This is a genomic window from Arcticibacter sp., from assembly GCF_045629565.1.
In the GTDB taxonomy this organism is placed as follows: Bacteria; Bacteroidota; Bacteroidia; order Sphingobacteriales; family Sphingobacteriaceae; genus Arcticibacter.
This window is the reverse complement of record NZ_JAZQRL010000093.1, coordinates 39,446-62,335: the sequence shown is the minus strand read 5'-3', so window position 1 is coordinate 62,335 and position 22,890 is coordinate 39,446. Positions and strand designations below refer to the sequence as shown.

Genomic DNA, 22,890 nt, shown 5'->3' with positions numbered 1-22,890 from the left:
TTCTTAATTTGCACGATGCTGTTTAGTGAAATTGTAGGACAGAAAGACATTAAGCGTCAATTGATTCAGACCGTTACTGAGCAAAGGATCAGTCACGCACGCTTGTTTCTTGGCCCCGAAGGCTCAGGAAGTCTTGCCCTTGCTCTGGCCTATGCACAGTATATCTCCTGTGAAAACCGCAATAAGGAAGACAGTTGTGGCGAGTGCTCGTCATGCCGAAAATACAACCGTCTGATACACCCGGATCTTCATTTCTCCTATCCTTTCTTTGCCAAGCACAGGGATGACACCGCCCTTACCTTCATCGAAGAGTGGAGAGAGGCGTTTCTGAAAAACCCATACTTAAATTTGGATGAATGGCGCCTTCAGCTGGATGCTGATAACAAACAGGCCAACATCAATATCGCGGAGTGCCACCAGATTATCCGAAAGCTTAGCATGAAACCGTTTGAGTCAGAATACAAGGTGCTGATCATGTGGTTGCCTGAATACCTGGACAAGGAGGGAAATACACTGCTGAAGATTATCGAAGAACCTCCTCAGAAGACACTTTTTCTTCTTGTGGCTCAAAATCAGGATCAGATCCTGAATACTATTCTTTCGAGAACTCAGCTACTGAAGATCAACCGGCTGAAAGATGAAGAAGTGAAACAGCACCTCATCGATAAAATTCATGTGCCTTCATTACAGGCTGCCCGCATTTCTTACCTGAGTGAGGGAAATATCCAGATGGCCATCCAGCTCAGCCGTGAGGAAAGCGATAATACATTCGGCAAATTCACGGAATGGCTGAGAAACAGTTTCGGCAACAAGGGACTGCAGCTGATCGAATTTTCTGAAGCAGCATCGAAATGGGGCCGCGAAAACCAGAAGAACTTTCTGCGTTACGGGTCCAAGCTGCTGAGGGAGGTAATGATGGTACTTTCGGGTGCTGAAAACCTGATTCACCTTCCGGAGAATGAAAAAGAATTTGTCGTCAAGTTTAGCCGGTCTGTAGATTTAAACAAAACGGAGGCCCTTATTTCGGAGATCGAAAAGGCACATTATCATATTGAGCGCAATGCAAACCCTAAAATTTTATTTTTAGACGTATCTTTGCAATTTACAAGAATTCTGAAGTTTAATACGCTCCCCAAGGGGACTCACTATATATATCAATAAATGGGATGTGGATCATGTTCGACCGGCGGCGGCTGTACGCCGGCAGGCTGCAAAAGTAATGGCTCGTGCCTTACTGGTGGATGCAGCAAATTAGATGTTTACGATTGGTTGGCCCATATGGACCTTCCAACTAACTATAAGCCTTTTAATGTCATTGAGGTTAAGTTCAAGGGATCGCGCAAAGATTTTTACATTAATCATGAGCATGCGTACCTGGAGATGGGCGACCTGGTAGTTGTGGAAACCACAACAGGCGGATATGACATCGGCCATGTTTCGCTTACCGGCGAGCTGGTCAGGATGCAGATTAAAAAGAAGCATCAGAAACTGGATGATATTACCAGAAAGGTGATCAGAAGAGCGACACCTGCTGATGTCGATAAATGGAAAGCGGCAAAGGATATGGAATGGGAGACGATGCATAAAGCACGTACTCTTGCCTTAAACCTGGGCTTATCTATGAAGATCAGCGACGTGGATTATCAGGGTGATAAAACCAAGGCAACTTTTTACTATACCGCTGAAGGGCGTGTGGATTTCCGTGAGCTTATCAAGAAAATGGCGGAAAGTTTCCGTATCCGTATTGAAATGCGCCAAATCGGGATGAGGCAGGAAGCCAGCAGATTGGGCGGATTAGGATCATGCGGCCGCGAATTATGCTGCAGTACCTGGCTTACCGACTTTAAAACGGTTTCTACGTCAGCAGCAAGGTATCAAAATCTTTCTTTAAATACGCTGAAACTGGCTGGACAGTGTGGTAAGCTGAAGTGTTGCCTGAACTACGAGCTTGACACGTATATGGATGCGCTGAAAGATATTCCGGATGATGTGGATCGCCTGGAGACGGTTATTGGTATGGCTCGTCTTCAAAAGACTGACATTTTCAGAAAGCTTATGTGGTTTAGTTATCCAAATCAGGAAAACTGGATTCCTATTGAGATTTCGAGGGTTAAGGAAATCCAGAAATTGAACAAGGAAGGCATCAAGCCTGAAGACCTGAAGGATGAAGCGGCTGAACTAGAACCGGTACAACCTACGAAGATCCTGGATTATGAAAACGTTGTTGGGCAGGATAGTATTACCCGGCTAGACGAGCGTCAGAATAATAAAAAGAAGAAGAAGCGCAGTGGCAAGAGCAGACCTAAACAGGATGGTGCTGCGGTTGCTGTCGCGGCTCCCGCTCCGGCGGCAAAGCCGGCGAGACCTGCTGGCAATAATCAAAGAAAAGAACAGAATGCTGCGCCTCAGGCTGCCAATAACCAAAAGAGGGAACAGAACGCGGCTGTTCATGCTGCAAACAAGCAGAAGAGAGAGCAGAAAGCTGATGCGCAAGGCGAAGGTGCAGAATCTGCAAACAAAAAACCTAATGGAAACCGTCATTTCCGGAGGAACAAGAATAGCAACAAGCCTAAACCTAATGCAGAATAAGTACCGGCATTTATTTACCGCAATACTTTTGCTTTGTATAGGCCTGCAGAGTTGCAATGAGACTGCGATTGTCGATGTGAATTTACCCATCGACAATCGTTCCTGGTCTTATGCAGGCAAGGTGAGAATTCCTGTCATTATTGAAGACCCTGATAAATCGTACAACCTGTATCTTAACCTGCGCCATACTGCCGATTATAAGTATTCCAACATATTTGTGCTGATTCATCAGTCGGCTACAGGCTACGAAACGATAACGGAACGCAAAGAATTTAAGCTTGCTTATCCTGACGGCGAATGGCTGGGTAGCGGAGCGGGCAATTTCTATTCTTATCAGATTTTGTTCCGTAAGGGGTATAAATTCCCAGCTAAGGGCAGTTACATCTTCGAGATTGAACAGAATATGCGAGATAACCCGCTGCCCGAGATAACAGACGTAGGTCTGCGGGTAGAACCGGTACAGGAGAATTAAAACATTCTCTACCATTGTGATACCTGTCACTTTTCGTCCAGAAACAAGAGTGTAGATTTACAGGTATATCCAGTTAACCAATGCCTATCAAAACCTTTTCAAGTGCTGTCTTTGGAATAGAGGCAACAACCATCACTATTGAAGTAAATATTACGAGCGGTACGCGGTACTATATCGTTGGCTTGCCCGATACGGCGGTTAGGGAAAGCCTGCTCCGCATAGAAAGTGCTATTTGCAACTCCGGATACCGCATGCCCAGACAAAAAATTTTGGTAAATATGGCCCCCGCAGACATACGCAAGGAGGGGTCTTCGTTTGATCTGGCCATTGCCGTGGCAATTCTTTGTGCTTCGGAGCAAATCGATGCAACGCAGATCAGTCAATATATGATACTGGGCGAATTATCGCTGGATGGTACAATACAGGCTGTTAAGGGGGCGCTTCCGGTATCCATTCAGGCGAGGAAGGAGGGATTCAAAGGGCTTATCGTTCCGGTATTGAACGCTCGGGAAGCGGCGATCGTTAATGATATTGATGTTTTAGGCGTTCGGACGCTGACAGAGGTTCTGGATTTCTTCAAGGGAACGACAGAGGTCAGGCCTACGATGGTTGACACCCGTGCGGAATTCTATTCAAACATTTCCAACTATCCGACAGACTTCTCCGATGTAAAAGGTCAGGAGAACATCAAACGGGCACTGGAGATTGCAGCTGCAGGAGGACATAATGCTATTTTGATTGGTCCGCCGGGTTCTGGCAAAACTATGCTGGCAAAAAGATTGCCGAGTATCCTGCCACCGCTTAATTTACAAGAAGCATTGGAGACCACTAAGATCCACTCCGTAGCAGGAAAGTTGGCCGCGGCGGATTCACTGATGACGGCCAGACCGTTTCGCTCTCCACATCATACGATAAGTGATGTGGCCCTTGTGGGAGGCGGAGCCTCTCCACAGCCAGGGGAAATATCGCTTTCTCATAACGGCGTACTTTTCCTCGACGAGCTGCCTGAGTTTAAGCGCTCGGTACTTGAAGTGATGCGTCAGCCCCTGGAGGAACGGAGAGTGACGGTATCGCGGGCCAGGCTTTCTGTGGATTATCCCGCGAGCTTTATGCTCATTGCTTCCATGAACCCTTGTCCTTGTGGCTTTTATAACCACCCGGAAAAAGACTGCAGCTGCCCCCCAGGTGCTGTTCAAAAATACTTAAGCAAGGTATCGGGTCCGTTGCTCGACCGCATCGATCTTCACGTAGAAGTAACCCCGGTCAACTTCACAGAATTGGCTTCTGCAGGCAAGTCGGAAAGCAGTGCCGATATACGGGCCCGCGTGATTAAAGCACGTGAACGGCAAAGTGAACGCTTCAGCGCAAGCAAAGACGTTTATTGCAATGCACAGATGAGCTCCAAGGCAGTTCGTGATGTTTGCTGTATTAACGAGGCGGGACAAATGCTGTTGAAAAAGGCGATGGAAAAACTGGGACTATCGGCCCGTGCTTACGACCGCATTCTGAAGGTATCGCGGACTGTTGCTGACCTGGCAGATTCTGAAGAGATCCGCATCGAACATCTGGCAGAAGCGATACATTACCGGAGTCTGGACCGCGACGGCTGGGCAGGATAATGTTTTGAGGCTGTTTACGTTATTGAAACATGAACAGCATTAAAGTGGTGGTTGCGGGATTGGGGATGAGCGTGCTTTTAGCATGTAATTTATCCGGGCAGCAGAAGGGAACCAAGGAAATAAACGTGAAGTCGGATAAGGGCAAATCTATCGCAGCATTTGCTGAGGGCTGTTTCTGGTGCTCTGAACATATCTTTGAGGAGCTCGCAGGGGTAGATTCTGCGGTGTCGGGCTATGCCGGCGGACATACCAAGAATCCAACGTACGAGGAAGTATGCACAGAAACGACGGGGCATGCAGAAACCATATTGGTGTATTATAATCCTGAAGTGATCAGCTATGAGCAGTTGCTGGAGGCATTTTTTAGTTCTCATGATCCTACCACCTTAAACAGACAAGGGCCAGATGAAGGGCCTTCTTATCGCTCAGCCATTTTTTACGTGGATAAGGAGCAGGAAAAGCTGGCTACTGAGGCGATTAAGAAATGGACTCCAAAGTTTGAGATGCCTATCGTAACAGAGGTAGCGCCGCTCAATGCCTTTTATCGTGCTGAAGAGTATCATCAGAACTACACCACCGAGAACCCCTATAATTCATACGTGAGAGCCGTTTCCTTACCCAGATTTGACAAGTTTCAGAGAGCCTGCAAGCTCAAAATGAAAAACTAGGCATTTTATTTTCTTACCTTTGCCTTTTAAATGGATTACGAGGTCTTCACACTGCCTAACGGCATTCGGTTATTATTTAAGCCATCAACTTCTTCTGTATCACATGCCTGCATTGTTATTAATACAGGTTCCAGAGATGAGCCTGAAGGCAAGGATGGCCTGGCACATTTCATCGAACACCTGCTGTTCAAGAAGACGGAAAGAAGAAGTACCAGTCAGATTCTGAACTACCTTGAAGCGGTAGGAGGGGATTTGAATGCTTATACCACTAAGGAGTATACTTGCATCCATGCCTCTATCTTAAATCCTTACCTGAGGAAGGCACTTGATCTGTTTGAAGACCTGGTCTTTCACTCACAGTTTCCTGTAAAGGAGATGGACAAAGAGAAAGGCGTTGTTCTCGACGAAATAGCATCCTATCAAGATCAGCCTGAAGAAGCGATTCAGGACGACTTTGAAGACCTTCTTTTCTCTGGTCATGCTCTGGGGCGGAACATCCTTGGTACACCTGAATCGGTGATGGCTTTTGAGCAGCAGGATATATTTTCCTTCCTTGCAGCGAATTATAACACTGAAGAAATCGTCATCGGCGTTAACGGAAGCTATACTTCGAAAGAGATCAGCAGACTTTTTACGTCTATCTTTGAGAAGATACCAGCCAACCTGAATAAGCCTGTCAGAACTGCACCGCAGTATACTCCGGTAACACGTTCAGTGGACAAGGCCATTTCGCAGACGCATTGCGTAATCGGGAATCAGGCTTATTCTATATACGACGAAAAGAAAACGGGGCTTCTCCTGTTGAACAATATTCTGGGAGGAAATGGCATGAGTTCTATACTGAACCTAACCATCCGGGAGAAATATGGTATCGCCTATACCATTGAATCCAATTTTACGCCGATGTGCGACAGCGGAATCTTTTCCATCTACTTTGGTACTGATGCTGAAAAGTCTGATCGCGCGTTGAAGCTGGTGCATAAACAACTTAGGCTCTTAAGGGAGAATAAGATGAGCGATATTACGCTGGACAGGGCAAAGAAGAAGATAAACGGTCAGATTGCATTGGGTGAGGACAACAGAATGGGTCTAATCATCGGTATGTGCAAGAGTTTGATCGACCATAGCCGCGCAGAGTCCCTGGAGGAGATTTTCGCAAGGATTAACGCTATCACTCCCTCCTCGGTTCGGGATATAGCAAACGAGATTTTTGATCCGGCCAGCATCAGCACGCTTACTTTTGTGCCGAATGAGGCTGAATAATTTATTAAATTTATAGTATGAAGTTACCAATAGTAGCATACGGTGATCCTATCTTAAGGAAGAAGGCGGAAGACATCTCTGCTGAGTACCCTGAGCTGCAAACACTTATTTCGAACATGTTCGATACGATGTACAATGCGAGCGGTGTGGGCCTGGCTGCGCCACAGGTGGGTCTGGCTATCCGGTTGTTTGTTATTGATCTTTCAGACAAAGATGAGCCTGGATATGAGAATTTTAAAAAGGTATTTATAAATGCCCGCATTCTGGAAGAAAAGGGTGTATTATGGGATTTCAATGAAGGCTGCCTGAGCATACCAGACATCAGAGAAGACGTAAGAAGGCTTGATACCATAGTAGTTTCTTACTATGACGAAAACTGGGTACAGCATGAAGAGACGTTTGATGGTATGGCTGCCCGTGTGATCCAACATGAATACGATCACATTGAAGGTAAATTGTTTACTGATAAATTGAGCCCGCTTAGAAGAGCTATGCTAAAAAGCAAATTTGAGGCTATTAAGAAAGGGGCTGTAAACGTAGATTACAAGATGAAGTTCCCTCAGGCTAACAAGGGCAAGAAGAAGTAAAGATTAATTGCTCTTACTTTTATCTCCGTTGATAATTTGTTGAATAAAGGAACCCCAGGCGAAGGGATTTAAAAGCGGATTAGCCATCCGCTGATTTATTGCCTTGTTGGTCAGGGCAATATGGTTGTTCTGGAAATTAACTCCCCTCATCTCCTGTCCGTCTCTCGGCAGGTCGCGCGCCATGGCCAGCAACGAAGATCTTGCCACATTCTTTTTAGCGATTTCGAGATCATCATCTGCGAACTTCATAGACATGAACTCCTTGGTAAATTCGTCGACACTGGCCCACGGCAGTACGGATACCATCGGGAGGTTGACAACAATTGGTTTCATTTTAACAACTACGGTATAGCTTTTTTCACCTTCCATGTCTGGAATGACGAGAGCCTCCCGGCGATAACCAACTGAACTAAATAGGATGGTGTCGCCCTGAGCGGCTACGAAAGAGAAGTATCCCTGAAAATTGGCTGATACCGTTTTGTTGTTTTTATTTTTATTGGTAACGGTAACGTAAGGCACCACAACGTTTGAGTCGACATTATATATTATCCCTGAAAATTGCACAAGCGGCTTTTCCTGAGCCTGTGCAAAACCAGTTGCAAATATCATGATCAATGCTGTGATAACTATTCTCATCGACGTAAACCTATCAATAATTGTGCTATTATTTAGTTAAAATCTGTTAAAAGCCAAAAAAGCGAAACATGTTACATGATTCGCTTTTTTGGGTATGTTAGCTGTTTTTATTGTGCTACATTCGGCATAACTGCATTGGGGTCGTCCATATCCGTGAGGTTAATGGCCTCAATTCCCTCAATTTCAGGAACTGACCTTTTGATGGCCTGTTCAATCCCTGCTTTCATCGTCATCACGCTCATGGGACAAGATCCGCATGCGCCCAGCAATCTGACTTTAACTATATTTTCAGGAGTTATTTCTTCCACCGACACATTGCCACCGTCTGCTTCCAGGTACGGCCGAATGCTATCTAACGCACTTTCCACTCTTTGCAACAAATCCATAATAATCTTTTTATAAAATTACACAATAATCTCCAATTATACAGAAGCCGGCTTGGCATTATGGATAGCAACCTGCTGGGCAACCCGCTCCGCAACACTCATGAATGCCGCTGACATCGGGTTTTCGTCCTGCAATATCACGGGTTCGCCACCGTCTCCCGCCTCACTGATGGCTTGCACCAGGGGAATCTCTCCCAGGAACGGTACATTAAACTTCTCAGCCAGCGATCTGCCTCCGCCTTTCCCAAAAATATAATATTTATTCTCAGGAAGCTCAGCAGGCGTGAAATAGGACATATTCTCAACAATTCCAAGAACCGGAACATTGATGGCATTCATCATGAACATACCGATGCCTTTTTTAGTATCTGCCAAAGCAACTTTCTGTGGGGTAGTTACGATCACTGCTCCTGCTACCGGATAGGTCTGCGTCAAAGTGATGTGTATATCGCCAGTTCCCGGAGGAAGGTCTACTACTAGATAATCCAAATCCCCCCAATCAGCGTCATTGAATAGCTGTTTGACAGCGTTTGAAGCCATTGGTCCTCTCCATGGAATGGGCTGTTCGGGATCGGTAAAGAACCCGATAGAGAGCAGTTTGATCCCAAACTTCTCTATTGGCTGAATACGGGTCTTGCCCTCGGGAGTCTGGATGGCCTCCGGCTTGGCATCTTCTACTCCGAACATGATCGGGATGGAAGGGCCGTAGATATCCGCATCAATTAAACCGACTCTGGCACCCTTCTTAGCTAATCCAAGAGCTATATTGGCTGATACAGTTGATTTACCAACACCGCCTTTACCTGACGCTACAACGATGATGTTACTGATGTTATTAAGGGGCTGGTTCTTTTGAGTGGTTACACGGGATGTCATCTTTACGTCGACTTTAGCGTTGGGACTAATAAAGTGAGCGATGGCATTGCGACAAGCGTTCTCAATCAAGCCTTTTAGCGGACATGCTGGTGTGGTGAGTATAACCGTAAATGTAACATGGTCACCTTCTATAATTATATCTTCAATCATGTTGAGGGTTACCAGGTCTTTTTTGAGATCCGGTTCTTCAACATGGCTTAAGGCATGTAATACCTTTTCCTTTGTAATCATCTGATGAATATTAAAAAACAAAATTAATGAAACCTACCCGCTTAACTGCCTGTTTCTTTATGTTTTTACAGATATTTACACTTTGGAAACTAATCTTTTCCGATTAGCGTTTCCTTTATGCGTCTAATAATTAAATATGTCCGGATACATGCGTATTCCTACGAACTATAAAAAGTACTTAAAAATTTCGGGTATTGTTCTGCTGATCTTACTGGTAATTGCCGGAATCCTCGGTTTTATTGCATATTCAAAGCGGGAAAGTTTGCTGAAGCAGATGGTTGCTAAGGCGAAAGCCAAAGCGAAAAGGGACTATAACTTAAATTTGAACATCAATAATCCGAGATTTGAAGGGCTGCGGACAATCGCTTTCTCGGACATTTCCATCGTACCAGAAAACCGGGACAGCCTCCTCTCCGTTCAGGATCTGCATGTGGGGGTTAAACTTATGCCCCTGTTATTCGGCGACATAAAGCTGCTCGGGCTCCGGGTGAACAAAGCATATATCCATCTTATCAAGCGGGATACAGTACGTAATTACGATTTCCTGTTCAAGAAGAAAAAACCCAGCTCTACTGATAAAGGCAAAGCGGATTATGCGGAACTGGCGAATAACCTGCTCAACCAGCTTCTGTATAAGATTCCTGATGAAATGGACGTAAAAGACTTCAAACTTACGATCATCAGGGATGAAGAGGAGCTGAGCTTTCATACAACTTCAGCCGTTATTGAGAGCGGAGAACTTAAATCGACCATTTTGGTTAACGGTGATGAGTCCGTCTGGCACATCGACGGAAACGTGGATGCTGATGATAAGAAACTGGATATAAAGCTGTATGCTGATAACAAGAAAGTGGAGTTGCCAATGCTCGAGAAAAAGCTGGGGGGGAAGATCAACTTTGATACTGTATATACGCAGCTAAAGAACACACGGAAGAAGGGTGATGAGTTTCATATTTACGGTTCATGGGCAATCAGCAATCTGCTGATCAATCATCCGAGGATTGCGGCTAATGACATCATACTCCCAAGCGGTTCCATTGATGCAGACATTCTGATCGGGAAAGACTTTCTTGCTATTGACAGTTCCTCAGTGATTCATCTGAAGAATATTCAGGCAAATCCTTACATCAAGTACACGATGGGCAAGAACAAGTCTTACGCTCTTAAGCTAAAAACAGGCGATATGGATGCTCAGGAATTGTTTAACTCCTTTCCTATCGGCCTGTTTGAGTCGCTTGAAGGCATTCAGGTGGAGGGTAAGCTTCGGTATGAAATGAGCTTTTTTCTGGATACCCGCCGGCCAGACAGTGTTCAATTTAGTTCATCAATGAATCCGTCAGGCTTCAGGATTGTAAAATGGGGTAAAACCAATCTTGCAAAAATCAACGCTCCGTTTGTTTATACACCTTATGAGTATGGCAAACCGATGCGAGATATCATTGTTGGTCCCGAAAATCCAGACTATACACCTATCGAGCAGATATCACCTAATTTACGTAATGCATTATTGACTGCTGAGGACCCATCCTTTTATTCTCATAACGGCTTTGTTGAGATGTCAATAAAACGGTCTATTGCTACCAACTTTAAAGAAAAAGCCTTCAAAAGGGGCGGAAGCACCATATCTATGCAGCTGGTGAAAAACGTCTTCCTGATCAGGCAGAAGACGCTTGCCCGCAAGATTGAGGAGATGTTAATTGTATGGTTGATTGAGAACAACCGCGTATCGACCAAGAAGCGAATGTTTGAAGTCTACCTGAATATCATCGAATGGGGACGTAATGTGTACGGTATAGGTGAAGCTGCACGGTATTATTTCAATAAGCACCCATCTGAACTGACATTAGGAGAAGGGATCTACCTGGCGAGCATAGTTCCGAAGCCTAAGTCGTCACTCTATTATTTTACGCATGACGGTGGTTTGCGAACGAGTTTACGAGGTTATTTTAAACTTATCGGCAATCTGATGGCACAGCGTGGATACACATCGCGTGATACCAATGCATACGGATTTTATGGTGTAAGGGTACGAGAAGCACTTCGTCCTGCAGCACCGGTCGTGGATACCATGGAAGTGGATTCACTTTTTGAGGCAGAAGACGATATGGATGGGGGAGATCTGCTCAGGGATATTTTCAAGATCCAGAAAGTGGATACTGTAAAATCGATTTCAGAAAGAACAAAGGAAATAGCCAGGGACACCACTTTGACGCGTGCCGAGAAAAGAAGGTTAAGGCGGGATCTGAAGCGGAAAGAGAAAGAAGCAAGTAACTAAATACCTTTAGGAACGTAAAATGATTAGGGTGTATGCCACCGGGCTGCCGGCAATATGCGGAGCATGGAAGGCGCCTTTGTTAACCTATTGAAAACTAACGAATAGCCAGATGAAAATTGAAATTGAAGATAAAGAATTTACCTGCTTCCTGGAGTATGAGCAGATAAGGAAGCGCACACGCCTCCTGGCCATTCAAATGAACGTAGACTACGATAACCGGTTGCCTGTTGTGATCGCTGTACTGAACGGAAGTTTCCTGTTCATGGCCGACCTGATGAAGGAGGTGAGCATCCCGGTTGAAGTAGCATTTGTAAAGCTTGCCTCCTATCATGGTGGCGAATCGACTTCGGGAACTGTAAAAAAGATGATCGGGTTGGAGATAGACCTTAAAGGCAGAGATGTTATCATTGTGGAAGACATTGTAGATACAGGCATAACACTTTCATACCTTCTTGCCCAGGTTAAAGAACAGAACCCTGCATCAGTGGCCGTATGCACGCTTCTTATTAAACCAGACTCGCTCCAGAAAGAATTTGATGAGATTGCCTATGTCGGTTTCGAGATCGCTAATGAATTTGTTGTGGGCTATGGCCTTGATTATAAAGGACTGGGCCGGAATTTGAAGGATATCTACCGGGCAATTTCCGTTCCCTCGGAAACTTAATAACATTTTTAGCATATTTGCGGTTAAAATTTATTTTAAATGACAATCCACAAAGAAGGCTATACGTCAATAGCGCTTTCCATTTTGCTGATCTTTATAATGAACGCCGTTGCTCACTATTACTGGCCGGATCAAAGTGTAGTCAAGTGGATTATCTATATCGTTTCTTTTCTAATCTTTATTACGGTGCTTCAGTTTTTCAGGCACCCAACACGGAAGACGGTTTTAAATACAGAACATATAATATGTCCTGCCGACGGCAAAGTTGTTGTTATAGAAGAGACGGAAGAAGGTGAATACTTCAAGGACCGCCGCCTACAGGTCTCTATCTTCATGTCGCCTATAAACGTGCATGTCAACCGCAATCCGATTTCAGGAATTGTAAAATACTTTAAATATCATCCAGGCAAATATCTGGTGGCATGGGATCCTAAGTCGTCTACAGACAATGAGCGGACAACCGTCGTTGTTGAACATGAAAATGGCATCGAAATACTCTTCAGGCAGATTGCCGGAGCATTGGCCAGAAGAATTGTTTGGTATATAAAAGAAGGTGATCAGGTTCAGCAGGGCGAACAGTTTGGATTCATCAAGTTTGGTTCGCGTGTGGACGTTTATATGCCCATTGGAACAGATGTTAAGGTTGCCCTGGGCCAGGTGGTTACAGGCGGCGTTACTGTCCTTGCTGACGTCACAAAAGCCGTTGAAGTAAAAGAAAGTTAAGCTTATCGGGAAAACTATATCCCGGCAATTGATTGAACATACAGAAAAGGCTTCAAGGAATGGTGTAATAACATTCCTTGGAGCCTTTTCTTTTATACGCCCGTACACGCTGTATACGTTACCCTAAAGCATTCCCCCAATACAGGGACATAAAAAATCCCGTTCATGGGAATGAACAGGATATGAATTTCTTTAACCGAAGAAGAATTACTTGGTAACTCTCTTAGATTTGATTCTGGCAGCTTTACCAGTTAACGCACGTAGGTAGAACAATTTGGCTCTGCGAACTTTACCAACGTTGTGAACCTCTATTTTGGCAATGTTAGGTGAGTTAATTGGGAAAATACGCTCAACACCAACACCATTAGACATTTTTCTTACAGTAAAGGTTTCGTTATTTCCAACACTATTGCGCTGAAGAACAACTCCCTGGTAGATCTGGATACGCTCTTTGTTTCCTTCGCGGATTTTATAGTGAACGCTTACTGTATCGCCAGATTTGAATGCAGGCACTTCTTTCCTGGCTACAGCCTGCTCTTCAACAAATTTTACTAAATCCATGATTTTATTTATTAAAACGGCATTAAACCTTAATATCCGCCCCTTTTTTCGGAGTGCAATATTAGGCATAATAATTAACATTTGAAAGAATGATTTTCAAATAATTGCAAATTATTCAAATCATTCTTTACCTATTCCATCGAATAGTATATCACTGAACGTAAGATGTTTCAGTTTTACAACGACCTTTTTATTCTAAAAGGTCAGGGCGACGCTGCTTAGTGCGCTCCAGAGCCTTCTCATGCCGCCAATTGTTGATCTTCGCCTGGTCACCACTTAAGAGAATTTCGGGCACCCGGATACCTCTCCATTCGGCTGGCCGGGTATAAACAGGTGCGTCAAGGAGTTCACCCTGAAATGAATCTGAGAGAGCGGACGTTTCATCAGACAGTACTCCCGGAATAAGCCGAACGATAGAATCTACCAGGACAGCGGCGGGAAGTTCTCCGCCGGACAAGACATAGTCTCCTATGGAAATCTCTTTGGTTACGTAGAGATCGCGAATTCTTTGATCGATTCCTTTGTAGTGACCACAAAGAATCATCACGTTCTCGCCGAGAGAGAGCTGGTTGGCTATGGTCTGGCTGAGGGTTTCTCCGTCAGGAGTCATAAAGATAACTTCGTCATATTGACGTTCCGACTGCAGCTTTTCGATACATGCCGCAAACGGCTCAATCGACATCACCATTCCGCTTCCCCCCCCGTAAGGGTAGTCGTCCACATTCTTATGCTTATTGCTCGAATAGTCTCTCAGGTTATGCACCTGGATTTCGACTATACCTTTCTTTTGGGCCCTTTGCAAAATGGAATGGGCAAAAGGACTATCCAATAAACCGGGAAGTACTGATATTATATCAAATCGCATAGTTACTAAGCTAAATATACGTCCAAAAGCCCGTCGGGCAGCCTTACATGTAAGTTTGATTCTTCCTCGTCAATTGATACAATCATATCGTCATTAAGCGGGAACATGATCTCTCGGAACTTGTAAGATACCACTGCGATGAACTGCTGCGGATATTCATGAACCTCCATGATTTCTCCAAGTTCTCCCAGCTTCTCGTCGTGAGCAATATACCCCTTGAGGTCTGTGTAATAAAACTCGTCATCTGATCTTTCAGGTTTCTTTGAAAGAGGCAGATAGAGTTTCTTCTTGAGTAACTTTTCTGCCTTTTCAATGACATCAATGTCTTCGAAGTAGAAATAGCCGGTGGAGTTTGAATGCAGCTTGTAGGAGGCAGAAAAAAATGGGATAAGCTTCTTATTGATTTCGATGAACACCGAATCTAATTCGAGATCTTCATAATCGTCGAATTCAAAGTACACCTGCACTTCGCCCTTAAGCCCTTTAGTTTTAGTAATATATCCGATGTAAAAGCTTTCTTCTAACGTCATAGCCTTGAAATAAAAATGTCATTTCAACAAAAAGAATTGCCTGAATCAGGGAACTCAATCTGCCAAAATGACATTTGATGTTTTTGTAAGAAAAACTATTCAGCGTTTTCTGAAGTTTCTTCTGACGCAGCCTCTTCAGAAGCAACTTCTTCTGCAACTTCTTCTGCTGGAGGAGTGTTCTTTGCAGCGATTGCAGCAGCTCTTTCTTCCTTTTTCTTCGCTTCAGCAGCTAAAGCGGCTTTTTTAGCAGCATCTTTAGTTTGGTTGAAGTTCTCTTTCTTTCCAAGAGCTTTATCTTCTTTGCTCTGAACCCACTCGTTAAATTTAGCTTCAGCTTGTTCAGCAGTCAACGCGCCTTTCTTTACACCACCGTTGAGATGTTTCATGTAAAGGACACCTTTATCTGAAAGAAGTGTACGAACAGTATCGGTTGGCTGAGCACCTTTGTCCATCCAGTCCAATGCTTTATCAAAGTTCAGATCGATTGTCGCTGGATTGGTGTTCGGGTTGTAAGAACCTAAACGCTCAATGAAACGACCATCTCTTGGTGCACGTGCATCTGCTACTACTACATAGTAAAAAGGCTTACCTTTTTTACCGTGTCTTTGCAATCTAATTTTAGTTGCCATTTTTTTAATTTATATTTATGTATACAACATAGTTCCCGGAGTATCCTTCTGCGGGGTCGCAAATGTAGTGATATTTAGTTACATTTAAAACATATTGGGCTGTTTTTTAGGCAACAAGAAGTGATAACTAAAGAAGACTAACCAAATACTATAGGCTGCGATTAACTTTGATAGCTCCTTGTGTGTGAATAAACAAATATAGACCATTTAGAAATAGAAATTTCAGGACTTAATAACAGCGGCATGGATCGGCGAGCATTGGAAACCTTGACAACAGTCCTTGATAACTTAAGAGATGCAATCTGGAGCTTTGATCTGATCAAGCAACAATACATTTATGCAAACCGGCGATTCAATGAAATGTACGGCGCTTCTCCGGATCAATTGCTGGCTGAGCCCTTTAAATGGAGAACTACAGTACATCCTGAAGACTATGCTTTTGTGAACAGGGAAACACAGCGGCTATATCATGGTGAGAGTGTGGAACTGGAATTTCGAATCGTCGTCAACGGGCAGATAAGGTGGGTAAGCGATCGTAAGTCGCCTGTTTTCGACTCGGGAGGTAAGCTTTTCGCCGTCGTAGGAATCACCACAGATATTACGGATAAAAAACATGCGGAGCTCGTTCTGAAAGACTCCGAATATACGTACCGGTATCTTTTCCTCAACAATCCTAATCCTTTATGGATTTATGACCGGGAGACCCTTGCTTTTATGGCTGTGAATAACGCTGCTATTTCTGAGTATGGATTTACGGAAGAAGAGTTTCTTTCTATGAAAATCACCGAGATCAGGCCGGAAGAAGAAGTGCCCAGACTGCTTTCATCTATTGTCGGGGTTAAAGGAGTGCACAGTCGCACTAAAGGCTGGAAACATCGTACGAAAAACGGAAAGCTTCTGGATGTGATTATATCAGGACACGGTATCGTTTACAATGGCCGGGAATGTGAGATCATCATGGTGCATAATGTGACGGAAATGATGAGGGCACGCGAGGAAGTGATCATTGCTAAAACCAACCTGGATGCGTCTATCAATAACATCAATAATCTAATCTGGTCTGTCGACTCCGAATACCGAATCCTTTCAATGAACACGGTTTTTAAAAGGCAGATTAAAGCAAGTTATAATCTGGAACTTTCGGCAGGGGACTCCATTTTGCTGGAGGCCCTGGACCCCGAACAGATCAAAAAATGGAAGACTCTTTACGACAAAACTCTGGCCGGAGAAGTAATCGTATTTAATACGAGCGTGATTGGACTAAAAAACACCTATGAGATTAAGATGAATCCTATATATCATGACGATAAGATCATCGGCGTTGTAAGCCAGGGCCGTGACATTCAGGATGCTTTGAATGAGGCGATTCGTGCGCAAAAGCAAAACGAAGAACTACGTCAGATAGTTGAACTTGCTTCTCATGACATCAGAGGACCGGTAGCATCTCTGATGGGAATCGTACCCCTGTTCAATGAATCGCAACCTGATGATCCCTTCAATGCTGACATCATTAATCATGTAAGGACCCTGGCCACTCAGTTGGATGATATCCTTCACAAGATCGTAGATAAAAGTTATCTGCTTCAGCAGGAAAATGACCTTACAGATGTCTCTCCACAAAGTCGATCAGGGAATGAATGACTTTTATATGGATTTCCTGGGCATGATCAGCGTATTCTGACCAGGGAGCCCTGATCTCGACATCGCAAAGCGCAGCCATCTGTCCACCATCTTTTCCTGTCAGTCCGATGATTTTCATTCCACGATCTTTAGCCGCGACGATCGCTTTTAGTACGTTTTCGGAATTTCCGCTTGTACTGATCGCCAGTAAAACATCATTCCGGTTTCCGATTGCTTCGATCATGCGGGAAAAAACATGCGCATAGCCATAGTCATTGGCGACACAAGATATATGGGAGGGATCAGATATAGACAGGGCTGCCAGGGCTTTTCGATCATCTCGGTAACGTCCGCTCAGCTCTTCAGCGAAGTGCATGGCGTCAGACATGGAGCCTCCATTGCCGCAAGACAAGACCTTGTTCCCAGAAGCAAAGGCTTCGGAAAGCAAACGTCCTGCAGCTTCAATTTTCTCAAAGTTCGATTCATCGCCTAGAAAAGTGCTTAGCACCGCATGAGCTCCTAGAAAGTGCTGTTTAACTGATCCCATTTAATATCCGGAAGTTAGGTGTTACAATGAAAGTATGTTTACAATCTTCAGAAGTCGTGGGTCTGCTTCTGAAAGATGTTTTACTGCATTGTAAAATGGTGTATAATGAATGTTATGATTAACTAAACCAACCATCATACTTTTTTGCCCGTTCAGAAGGGCTTCAACTGCTGCTACTCCGAGGCGGCTGGCCAGAACCCTGTCCATACAACTAGGCCTTCCCCCGCGTTGAATGTGTCCGAGGATAGAAAGTCTCGTATCGTAGTTAGGAAATTTTTCCTTGATTAACTCGGTAATTTCGAAACCGCCAATCTCGTCTCCCTCTGCTACAATTATGATTTTTGATGACTTGTCTTTACGACCACTGGCCAGTCTTTTAAATAACTGATCGACATCAGTACGCGACTCGGGAATAAGAATGGCTTCGGCACCAACGCCGATACCACTTCTTAAAGCGATCAGGCCTGAGTCTTTTCCCATAACTTCAACGATGAATAGCCTGTCATGCGATTCGGCAGTATCTCTGATTTTGTCTACTGCATCAATAACAGTATTAATAGCTGTGTCATATCCGATTGTAAAATCGGTGCCAATGAGGTCATTGTCGATCGTTCCAGGCATTCCGATAACGGGAATATCAAACTCCTTACCAAATATATTCGCTCCTGTAAAAGTACCCTCTCCGCCAATAGCTACCAGAGCATCAATATTGTTTTTCTTCAGGTTATCATAAGCCTTTTGTCTTCCTTCTTTCGTATAGAAAGAATCACTTCTGGCCGTTTTAAGGATGGTACCTCCGCGTTGAATGATATTCGCCACCGACTTCCGGTTCATGGGAATAAACTCGCCGCCGATAAGGCCTTCGAAACCTCTCATAATACCCGTAACCTGGATATCATAATAAAGGGATGTTCTTACAACTGAGCGGATCGCCGCATTCATTCCTGGTGCATCACCTCCTGAGGTGAAGACCCCGATATTTTTTATTGTATTCTTGTCCATTGTAGTCTCTAAAATTCCGCTGAAAGTTTAAACCAATTCAGGCGATGTAAAATTTTATATAAATATCGCTCAAATATACTTAAGCTCCTTCAATCCAAAGCACCTTAACCCATCCTTGGTTTTAAGTTCGAGCAGCCCGGCCTCTGTAACTCCTGTAATTTCAGCATCAAAGCGTACTCCTTCCCGTTCGAATGCAGCAAGAGTATTCAGACGGTATAGCTTGGTTGTGTACTCCTCGCGTTGTAGAACCAGCTCGCCATTCTTCAACTGACCGAATCTCTTTTCAATAGCGGTGCAAAGGTGCGTTAATACATCGTTAAGAACCAATTCTCTCTTGGTTATGAGCGCAGTGGACGTAATATTTTTGATACTGCCAGGGAAGCTGGTCTGATTGACGTTCAAGCCGATTCCGACTATGGAGTACTTCCAGTTTGCACCGCGCACAATATTCTCAATCAGCACACCTCCGAGTTTTTGATCATGGAAAAAAATATCATTTGGCCACTTAATCTTACATTCTGATCCAATAAAAGAACATAAAGCATCGTTAATAGCTAAACTTATGGCTATATTAAGAGAAAACTGCTGCGAAAGCGGTAAGAAAGTGGGAGATAAGAGAATGCTGAATGTTAAATTTTTACCTGGCTGGCTCACCCAGTTGTTGTTAAACTGGCCCCGGCCTGCGAATTGGTCTTCTGCCAATATAACAGTTCCTTCGGGCAATGGCTTGGAATTTGCCACTTGTTTTTTAAGATAATCATTTGTTGAATCAACGCGCTTTAATGAGACAATATTTTGACCGACAAATAATCCTGAAAATGTTTTATTTTGCAAAGCGTTAATTGACTAATTTTAGCCAAACATAATTTTTTTTAATGATAAAAAACCAAGGACGTAATGAATCCGCTTACATTTCTGAATTAGCCATATATGGAATTCAGGAAAAAAAAGGAAACGAGATTGTAAGGCTGGATTTAAGAAATATTCATAGTTCTGTAGCAGATTATTTCGTTATCTGCCATGCAGAATCTACCACTCAGATCCGGGCAATTACCAGGAGCATTGAAGAAGAGGTCCACAAGGCTACAGGCGAATGGCCTGCCAGAGTAGAGGGTCTCGAATTTGCAGAGTGGATCCTTCTTGACTATGTTGATGTCGTTATCCACGTCTTCAAAACAGATAAACGTGAGTATTACGGTATTGAAGACCTGTGGGGCGATGCTGAAACGATGCACTACCAGAGTGCATAAAAAAGTTAAATAAAACTGATAATGAAAGACGTAAATACCGATAATAAAAAAGGGTTTATCAAGAAAACAGGGAAGAAGATGGTTCCCAAACCTCCAAGATTCAATATCATGTGGGTGTATGCGGGAATTATTCTGCTCCTTTTTGTAGTGCAATGGTTTTTCAATAACCAGACTATAAAAAAGATCACCTATCAGCAATTCGAAACCGAATATCTGCGGCCGGGAGACGTAGAAAAGATTGTCGCCTATAAAAGCAATGATTTAGTAGTTGCTGAGGTGTATATCAAAAAAGACAGGCTGAAGGATCCTAAATACAAAGATGTCCGCACAGAAGACAACTTGAACATGGGCAACGCTGCTGGTCCTCAATTCCAATTCACTGACGGATCATTTGACGGGTTGGAGGCTAAAATAAAAGAGGCCGAGAAAGATCTGCCAGCAAATCAGCGCACACCTGTAACTTTTGATACACGCGAAAATTTCTGGGCGAGCTGGTTTATGTCAATTATCCTTCCTGTGCTGTTGCTTATTGGATTCTGGGTGTTTATTATGCGCAGAATGGGCGGCGGAGCCGGTGGTGGTGCGGGAGGCCAGATCTTCAATATTGGAAAGTCTAAGGCTACTCTTTTCGACAAAGAAGCGCAGGTATCTGTAACGTTCAATGACGTAGCGGGACTTGAAGAAGCCAAGCTTGAGGTAATGGAAATTGTAGATTTCCTTAAGAATCCTAAAAAATATACCAATTTGGGAGGAAAGATTCCAAAGGGAGCACTGCTGGTCGGTTCGCCGGGAACTGGAAAGACTTTGTTAGCTAAAGCCGTCGCAGGTGAGGCACAGGTACCTTTCTTTTCACTTTCAGGATCTGACTTTGTCGAGATGTTTGTAGGTGTCGGAGCTTCCAGGGTGAGGGATTTGTTTAAGCAGGCAAAAGATAAAGCTCCCTGCATCATATTCATCGATGAGATTGATGCTATCGGACGTGCAAGAGGCAAAAACAATATTGTAGGAGGAAACGATGAGCGGGAAAATACGCTCAATCAGTTGTTGGTGGAAATGGATGGTTTTGGTACTGACTCCGGTATCATCATACTTGCCGCAACCAACAGGCCAGATGTTCTTGACTCTGCACTATTGCGCCCGGGACGTTTCGACAGACAAATTTCTATTGACAAACCAGATTTGGTTGGTCGTGAACAAATATTCAAAGTTCATCTTCAACCAATCAAACTTGCAGAAGAGGTTGACCCTAAGAAGTTGTCTGCGCAGACTCCTGGTTTTGCCGGCGCTGAAATTGCCAACGTATGTAATGAGGCTGCTTTGATAGCTGCCCGTCGGAACAAAGAGGCGGTTGACATGCATGACTTCCAGGACGCCATTGATCGTGTTATTGGCGGATTGGAGAAGAAGAATAAGATTATCTCTCCCGAGGAGAAGAAAATCGTTGCTTACCATGAAGCTGGGCACGCTATAGCAGGTTGGTTCCTGGAACATGCTGATCCTCTGGTTAAAGTGTCGATTGTTCCACGTGGAGTAGCTGCACTGGGGTATGCACAGTACCTTCCTAAAGAGCAATTTTTGTATACCACTGAACAGTTAACGGACAGTATGTGCATGACTCTTGGTGGACGAGTTGCAGAGGATATTGTTTTTGGTAAGATCTCTACCGGAGCTCAGAACGACCTGGAACGTATTACAAACCTGGCATACGGGATGGTGTCTGTATATGGTATGAATGATAAAGTTGGAAACATCTCATTCAATCAGCAGGATCAGTTTACGAAGCCTTATTCGGAAACGACCGGTGAGTTAATTGACTCGGAAGTACGGGTTCTGATTAAGTCAGCTTACGATCGTACGAAACGCTTGTTAATTGAAAAACGAGATGGCTTAGAAAAACTTGCTGCCAAGCTTCTTGAGAAAGAGATTTTGTTTCAAAGCGACCTGGAGGAGATTCTTGGGAAAAGGCCTTTCAGTCATCGGACAACTTACGATGAGTTCGTTAACGGCGATGATACAGGCAACCAGAAACTGGCTGCGGAGAACCTGCACCCTGAACCTTTCGGGGATTCTACGGAACCTCTCCAAAAGAACGAATCAAACAATTAAATATGAAAGCTCCGGTAAACGGAGCTTTTTTTTTCAAAAGGATAATGCATATCTTCGGTTTTTGCTGATCGCCAGTACGGATAAGAATGAAAGAGACTACCTCTAAAGAAAAAATGCTCAAGAGAATACGGAAAGCCTTGCTTGAAAAGCGGGACAATCCACATCCTAACCTTGAAGAAGCACCTTTATATGAAGATTATACTGGCTACCTTGACGTTCTCTTTGCCGAGCAGCTGAGCCTTGTCGCTGGTAAGTTCATCTTTTGTGAAGATGAAATGCAATTTGTCGAAAATCTCCTCCTCCTGGCAGATGAAAAAGGATGGCGGAAAATATACTGCTGGGAGCAACCCCTTCAAGAGCTGCTCACACACTTTGAATTTCCATTTTACAGCACCGACACCGACTTTATGGATGCAGAGGTCGGAATTACATTGTGTGAGTCATTGATCGCACGAAACGGGAGCGTTCTTGTATCTAATGCCAATACAGCGGGGAGAAGATTAAGTATTTATCCGCATTGCCATATTGTTGTCGCTTACACGTCTCAACTGGTTTTGGATCTTAAAGACGGGTTTAAGCAGCTGAAACTGAAATACGACCATAAGGTTCCCTCCATGATATCTACAATTACTGGTCCCAGCAGAACGGCGGATATTGAAAAAACACTAGTTCTAGGTGCCCACGGGCCTAAAGAGTTTATCGTCTTTCTGCTTGAAGGCTAAGTATATTAAAATAGTGACTATACAAGAAATGCGGGTTAAGCCCGCATTTCTTGTATAGTCACTATTTTT

At 44.0% G+C, this 22,890-nt stretch carries 24 protein-coding genes; 14 read left to right on the top strand and 10 right to left on the bottom strand.

Annotated elements, in window-relative coordinates:
• Positions 1-15 precede the first annotated feature (15 nt).
• From ACKI5J_RS11560 to def, 7 genes are all read left to right on the top strand, one after another.
• Positions 16-1,161, top strand: coding sequence for an ATP-binding protein (locus ACKI5J_RS11560; RefSeq protein ID WP_407429629.1), 1,146 nt, complete (start codon positions 16-18; stop codon positions 1,159-1,161).
• Entirely contained in the window at positions 1,162-2,589 is a 1,428-nt protein-coding gene (locus ACKI5J_RS11555) for a stage 0 sporulation family protein (protein WP_407429628.1), read from the top strand. It abuts the gene before it with no gap.
• Positions 2,579-3,061: a gliding motility lipoprotein GldH gene (locus ACKI5J_RS11550; protein ID WP_407429627.1), complete on the top strand. Its 483-nt coding sequence runs from the start codon at positions 2,579-2,581 to the stop codon at positions 3,059-3,061. Before ACKI5J_RS11555 ends, ACKI5J_RS11550 begins: the two co-directional genes overlap by 11 nt.
• An 80-nt stretch (positions 3,062-3,141) precedes the next feature.
• Entirely contained in the window at positions 3,142-4,680 is a 1,539-nt protein-coding gene (locus tag ACKI5J_RS11545) for a YifB family Mg chelatase-like AAA ATPase (protein WP_407429626.1), read from the top strand.
• 29 nt (positions 4,681-4,709) lie between these two features.
• Positions 4,710-5,348, top strand: coding sequence for a peptide-methionine (S)-S-oxide reductase MsrA (msrA, locus tag ACKI5J_RS11540; RefSeq protein ID WP_407429625.1), 639 nt, complete (start codon positions 4,710-4,712; stop codon positions 5,346-5,348).
• 30 nt (positions 5,349-5,378) lie between these two features.
• Complete coding sequence (locus tag ACKI5J_RS11535) at positions 5,379-6,611, top strand: M16 family metallopeptidase (RefSeq protein WP_407429624.1); 1,233 nt, start codon at positions 5,379-5,381, stop codon at positions 6,609-6,611.
• Between the two features lie 17 nt (positions 6,612-6,628).
• Positions 6,629-7,198 (top strand): peptide deformylase, encoded by a 570-nt coding sequence (gene def / locus ACKI5J_RS11530; RefSeq protein WP_407429623.1) that lies wholly within the window; start codon positions 6,629-6,631, stop codon positions 7,196-7,198.
• 3 nt (positions 7,199-7,201) lie between these two features.
• Here def and ACKI5J_RS11525 read toward each other — a convergent pair whose 3' ends face one another.
• The 3 genes from ACKI5J_RS11525 to ACKI5J_RS11515 form a co-directional block, all read right to left on the bottom strand.
• Positions 7,202-7,834: a hypothetical protein gene (locus tag ACKI5J_RS11525; protein WP_407429622.1), complete on the bottom strand. Its 633-nt coding sequence runs from the start codon at positions 7,832-7,834 to the stop codon at positions 7,202-7,204.
• A gap of 107 nt (positions 7,835-7,941) precedes the next feature.
• Positions 7,942-8,220, bottom strand: coding sequence for a NifU family protein (locus tag ACKI5J_RS11520; RefSeq protein WP_407429621.1), 279 nt, complete (start codon positions 8,218-8,220; stop codon positions 7,942-7,944).
• Positions 8,221-8,256: 36 nt separating this feature from the next.
• Positions 8,257-9,327, bottom strand: a complete 1,071-nt coding sequence (locus tag ACKI5J_RS11515) for an Mrp/NBP35 family ATP-binding protein (protein WP_407429620.1) — start codon at positions 9,325-9,327, stop codon at positions 8,257-8,259.
• Positions 9,328-9,463: 136 nt separating this feature from the next.
• Between ACKI5J_RS11515 and ACKI5J_RS11510 the strand changes: the two genes are divergently transcribed.
• The 3 genes from ACKI5J_RS11510 to ACKI5J_RS11500 all read left to right on the top strand — a co-directional run bounded on the left by ACKI5J_RS11510 (position 9,464) and on the right by ACKI5J_RS11500 (position 12,989).
• Positions 9,464-11,602, top strand: coding sequence for a transglycosylase domain-containing protein (locus ACKI5J_RS11510; RefSeq protein ID WP_407429619.1), 2,139 nt, complete (start codon positions 9,464-9,466; stop codon positions 11,600-11,602).
• Between the two features lie 109 nt (positions 11,603-11,711).
• The gene (gene hpt, locus ACKI5J_RS11505) at positions 11,712-12,266 is read left to right on the top strand and encodes a hypoxanthine phosphoribosyltransferase (RefSeq protein WP_407429618.1); all 555 of its coding nucleotides are present in this window, start codon (positions 11,712-11,714) and stop codon (positions 12,264-12,266) included.
• Positions 12,267-12,305: 39 nt separating this feature from the next.
• Positions 12,306-12,989: a phosphatidylserine decarboxylase family protein gene (locus ACKI5J_RS11500; RefSeq protein WP_407429617.1), complete on the top strand. Its 684-nt coding sequence runs from the start codon at positions 12,306-12,308 to the stop codon at positions 12,987-12,989.
• A 207-nt stretch (positions 12,990-13,196) separates the two neighbouring features.
• On the opposite strand, the gene rplS is transcribed toward ACKI5J_RS11500, so the two are convergent.
• The 4 genes from rplS to ACKI5J_RS11480 all read right to left on the bottom strand — a co-directional run bounded on the left by rplS (position 13,197) and on the right by ACKI5J_RS11480 (position 15,574).
• Positions 13,197-13,550 (bottom strand): 50S ribosomal protein L19, encoded by a 354-nt coding sequence (gene rplS / locus ACKI5J_RS11495; RefSeq protein ID WP_106292572.1) that lies wholly within the window; start codon positions 13,548-13,550, stop codon positions 13,197-13,199.
• A gap of 190 nt (positions 13,551-13,740) precedes the next feature.
• Positions 13,741-14,415, bottom strand: coding sequence for a tRNA (guanosine(37)-N1)-methyltransferase TrmD (trmD, locus tag ACKI5J_RS11490; protein ID WP_407429616.1), 675 nt, complete (start codon positions 14,413-14,415; stop codon positions 13,741-13,743).
• Positions 14,416-14,420: 5 nt separating this feature from the next.
• On the bottom strand, positions 14,421-14,945 hold the full coding sequence (rimM, locus tag ACKI5J_RS11485; protein WP_407429615.1) for a ribosome maturation factor RimM: 525 nt from the start codon (positions 14,943-14,945) through the stop codon (positions 14,421-14,423).
• 95 nt (positions 14,946-15,040) lie between these two features.
• Entirely contained in the window at positions 15,041-15,574 is a 534-nt protein-coding gene (locus ACKI5J_RS11480) for a 30S ribosomal protein S16 (RefSeq protein ID WP_407429614.1), read from the bottom strand.
• 243 nt (positions 15,575-15,817) lie between these two features.
• Here ACKI5J_RS11480 and ACKI5J_RS11475 point away from each other — a divergent pair, with 243 nt between their 5' ends.
• Positions 15,818-17,215, top strand: a complete 1,398-nt coding sequence (locus tag ACKI5J_RS11475) for a PAS domain S-box protein (protein WP_407429613.1) — start codon at positions 15,818-15,820, stop codon at positions 17,213-17,215.
• On the opposite strand, the gene lpcA is transcribed toward ACKI5J_RS11475, so the two are convergent.
• The 3 genes from lpcA to ACKI5J_RS11460 form a co-directional block, all read right to left on the bottom strand.
• On the bottom strand, positions 17,175-17,741 hold the full coding sequence (gene lpcA, locus ACKI5J_RS11470; protein WP_407429611.1) for a D-sedoheptulose 7-phosphate isomerase: 567 nt from the start codon (positions 17,739-17,741) through the stop codon (positions 17,175-17,177). The two genes, ACKI5J_RS11475 and lpcA, sit on opposite strands and share 41 nt — an antisense overlap.
• A gap of 21 nt (positions 17,742-17,762) precedes the next feature.
• Entirely contained in the window at positions 17,763-18,743 is a 981-nt protein-coding gene (gene pfkA, locus ACKI5J_RS11465) for a 6-phosphofructokinase (protein ID WP_407429609.1), read from the bottom strand.
• 69 nt (positions 18,744-18,812) lie between these two features.
• Complete coding sequence (locus ACKI5J_RS11460; protein WP_407429607.1) at positions 18,813-19,577, bottom strand: biotin--[acetyl-CoA-carboxylase] ligase; 765 nt, start codon at positions 19,575-19,577, stop codon at positions 18,813-18,815.
• Between the two features lie 41 nt (positions 19,578-19,618).
• Between ACKI5J_RS11460 and rsfS the strand changes: the two genes are divergently transcribed.
• The 3 genes from rsfS to ACKI5J_RS11445 all read left to right on the top strand — a co-directional run bounded on the left by rsfS (position 19,619) and on the right by ACKI5J_RS11445 (position 22,821).
• The gene (gene rsfS, locus ACKI5J_RS11455; RefSeq protein WP_407429605.1) at positions 19,619-19,993 is read left to right on the top strand and encodes a ribosome silencing factor; all 375 of its coding nucleotides are present in this window, start codon (positions 19,619-19,621) and stop codon (positions 19,991-19,993) included.
• A gap of 21 nt (positions 19,994-20,014) precedes the next feature.
• The gene (gene ftsH / locus ACKI5J_RS11450; RefSeq protein ID WP_407429603.1) at positions 20,015-22,099 is read left to right on the top strand and encodes an ATP-dependent zinc metalloprotease FtsH; all 2,085 of its coding nucleotides are present in this window, start codon (positions 20,015-20,017) and stop codon (positions 22,097-22,099) included.
• An 86-nt stretch (positions 22,100-22,185) separates the two neighbouring features.
• Positions 22,186-22,821 carry a lactate utilization protein C gene (locus ACKI5J_RS11445; RefSeq protein WP_407429601.1) on the top strand — a complete coding sequence of 212 codons (636 nt, stop codon included), beginning with the start codon at positions 22,186-22,188 and terminating at the stop codon, positions 22,819-22,821.
• Positions 22,822-22,890 lie beyond the last annotated feature (69 nt).

Bases quoted from the DNA above. Each gene is read 5' to 3' on its own strand.
- def (WP_407429623.1), top strand. From the start codon at position 6,629: ATGAAGTTACCAATAGTAGCATACGGTGATCCTATCTTAAGGAAGAAG.
- ACKI5J_RS11475 (WP_407429613.1), top strand. From the start codon at position 15,818: ATGGATCGGCGAGCATTGGAAACCTTGACAACAGTCCTTGATAACTTA.
- msrA (WP_407429625.1), top strand. From the start codon at position 4,710: ATGAACAGCATTAAAGTGGTGGTTGCGGGATTGGGGATGAGCGTGCTT.
- ACKI5J_RS11480 (WP_407429614.1), bottom strand. From the start codon at position 15,574: ATGGCAACTAAAATTAGATTGCAAAGACACGGTAAAAAAGGTAAGCCT.
- ACKI5J_RS11510 (WP_407429619.1), top strand. From the start codon at position 9,464: ATGTCCGGATACATGCGTATTCCTACGAACTATAAAAAGTACTTAAAA.
- hpt (WP_407429618.1), top strand. From the start codon at position 11,712: ATGAAAATTGAAATTGAAGATAAAGAATTTACCTGCTTCCTGGAGTAT.
- rplS (WP_106292572.1), bottom strand. From the start codon at position 13,550: ATGGATTTAGTAAAATTTGTTGAAGAGCAGGCTGTAGCCAGGAAAGAA.
- ACKI5J_RS11550 (WP_407429627.1), top strand. From the start codon at position 2,579: ATGCAGAATAAGTACCGGCATTTATTTACCGCAATACTTTTGCTTTGT.
- ftsH (WP_407429603.1), top strand. From the start codon at position 20,015: ATGAAAGACGTAAATACCGATAATAAAAAAGGGTTTATCAAGAAAACA.
- ACKI5J_RS11535 (WP_407429624.1), top strand. From the start codon at position 5,379: ATGGATTACGAGGTCTTCACACTGCCTAACGGCATTCGGTTATTATTT.
- ACKI5J_RS11525 (WP_407429622.1), bottom strand. From the start codon at position 7,834: ATGAGAATAGTTATCACAGCATTGATCATGATATTTGCAACTGGTTTT.
- pfkA (WP_407429609.1), bottom strand. From the start codon at position 18,743: ATGGACAAGAATACAATAAAAAATATCGGGGTCTTCACCTCAGGAGGT.
- ACKI5J_RS11445 (WP_407429601.1), top strand. From the start codon at position 22,186: ATGAAAGAGACTACCTCTAAAGAAAAAATGCTCAAGAGAATACGGAAA.
- ACKI5J_RS11555 (WP_407429628.1), top strand. From the start codon at position 1,162: ATGGGATGTGGATCATGTTCGACCGGCGGCGGCTGTACGCCGGCAGGC.
- trmD (WP_407429616.1), bottom strand. From the start codon at position 14,415: ATGCGATTTGATATAATATCAGTACTTCCCGGTTTATTGGATAGTCCT.
- ACKI5J_RS11500 (WP_407429617.1), top strand. From the start codon at position 12,306: ATGACAATCCACAAAGAAGGCTATACGTCAATAGCGCTTTCCATTTTG.
- ACKI5J_RS11515 (WP_407429620.1), bottom strand. From the start codon at position 9,327: ATGATTACAAAGGAAAAGGTATTACATGCCTTAAGCCATGTTGAAGAA.
- ACKI5J_RS11545 (WP_407429626.1), top strand. From the start codon at position 3,142: ATGCCTATCAAAACCTTTTCAAGTGCTGTCTTTGGAATAGAGGCAACA.
- ACKI5J_RS11520 (WP_407429621.1), bottom strand. From the start codon at position 8,220: ATGGATTTGTTGCAAAGAGTGGAAAGTGCGTTAGATAGCATTCGGCCG.
- rsfS (WP_407429605.1), top strand. From the start codon at position 19,619: ATGATAAAAAACCAAGGACGTAATGAATCCGCTTACATTTCTGAATTA.
- rimM (WP_407429615.1), bottom strand. From the start codon at position 14,945: ATGACGTTAGAAGAAAGCTTTTACATCGGATATATTACTAAAACTAAA.
- lpcA (WP_407429611.1), bottom strand. From the start codon at position 17,741: ATGGGATCAGTTAAACAGCACTTTCTAGGAGCTCATGCGGTGCTAAGC.
- ACKI5J_RS11560 (WP_407429629.1), top strand. From the start codon at position 16: ATGCTGTTTAGTGAAATTGTAGGACAGAAAGACATTAAGCGTCAATTG.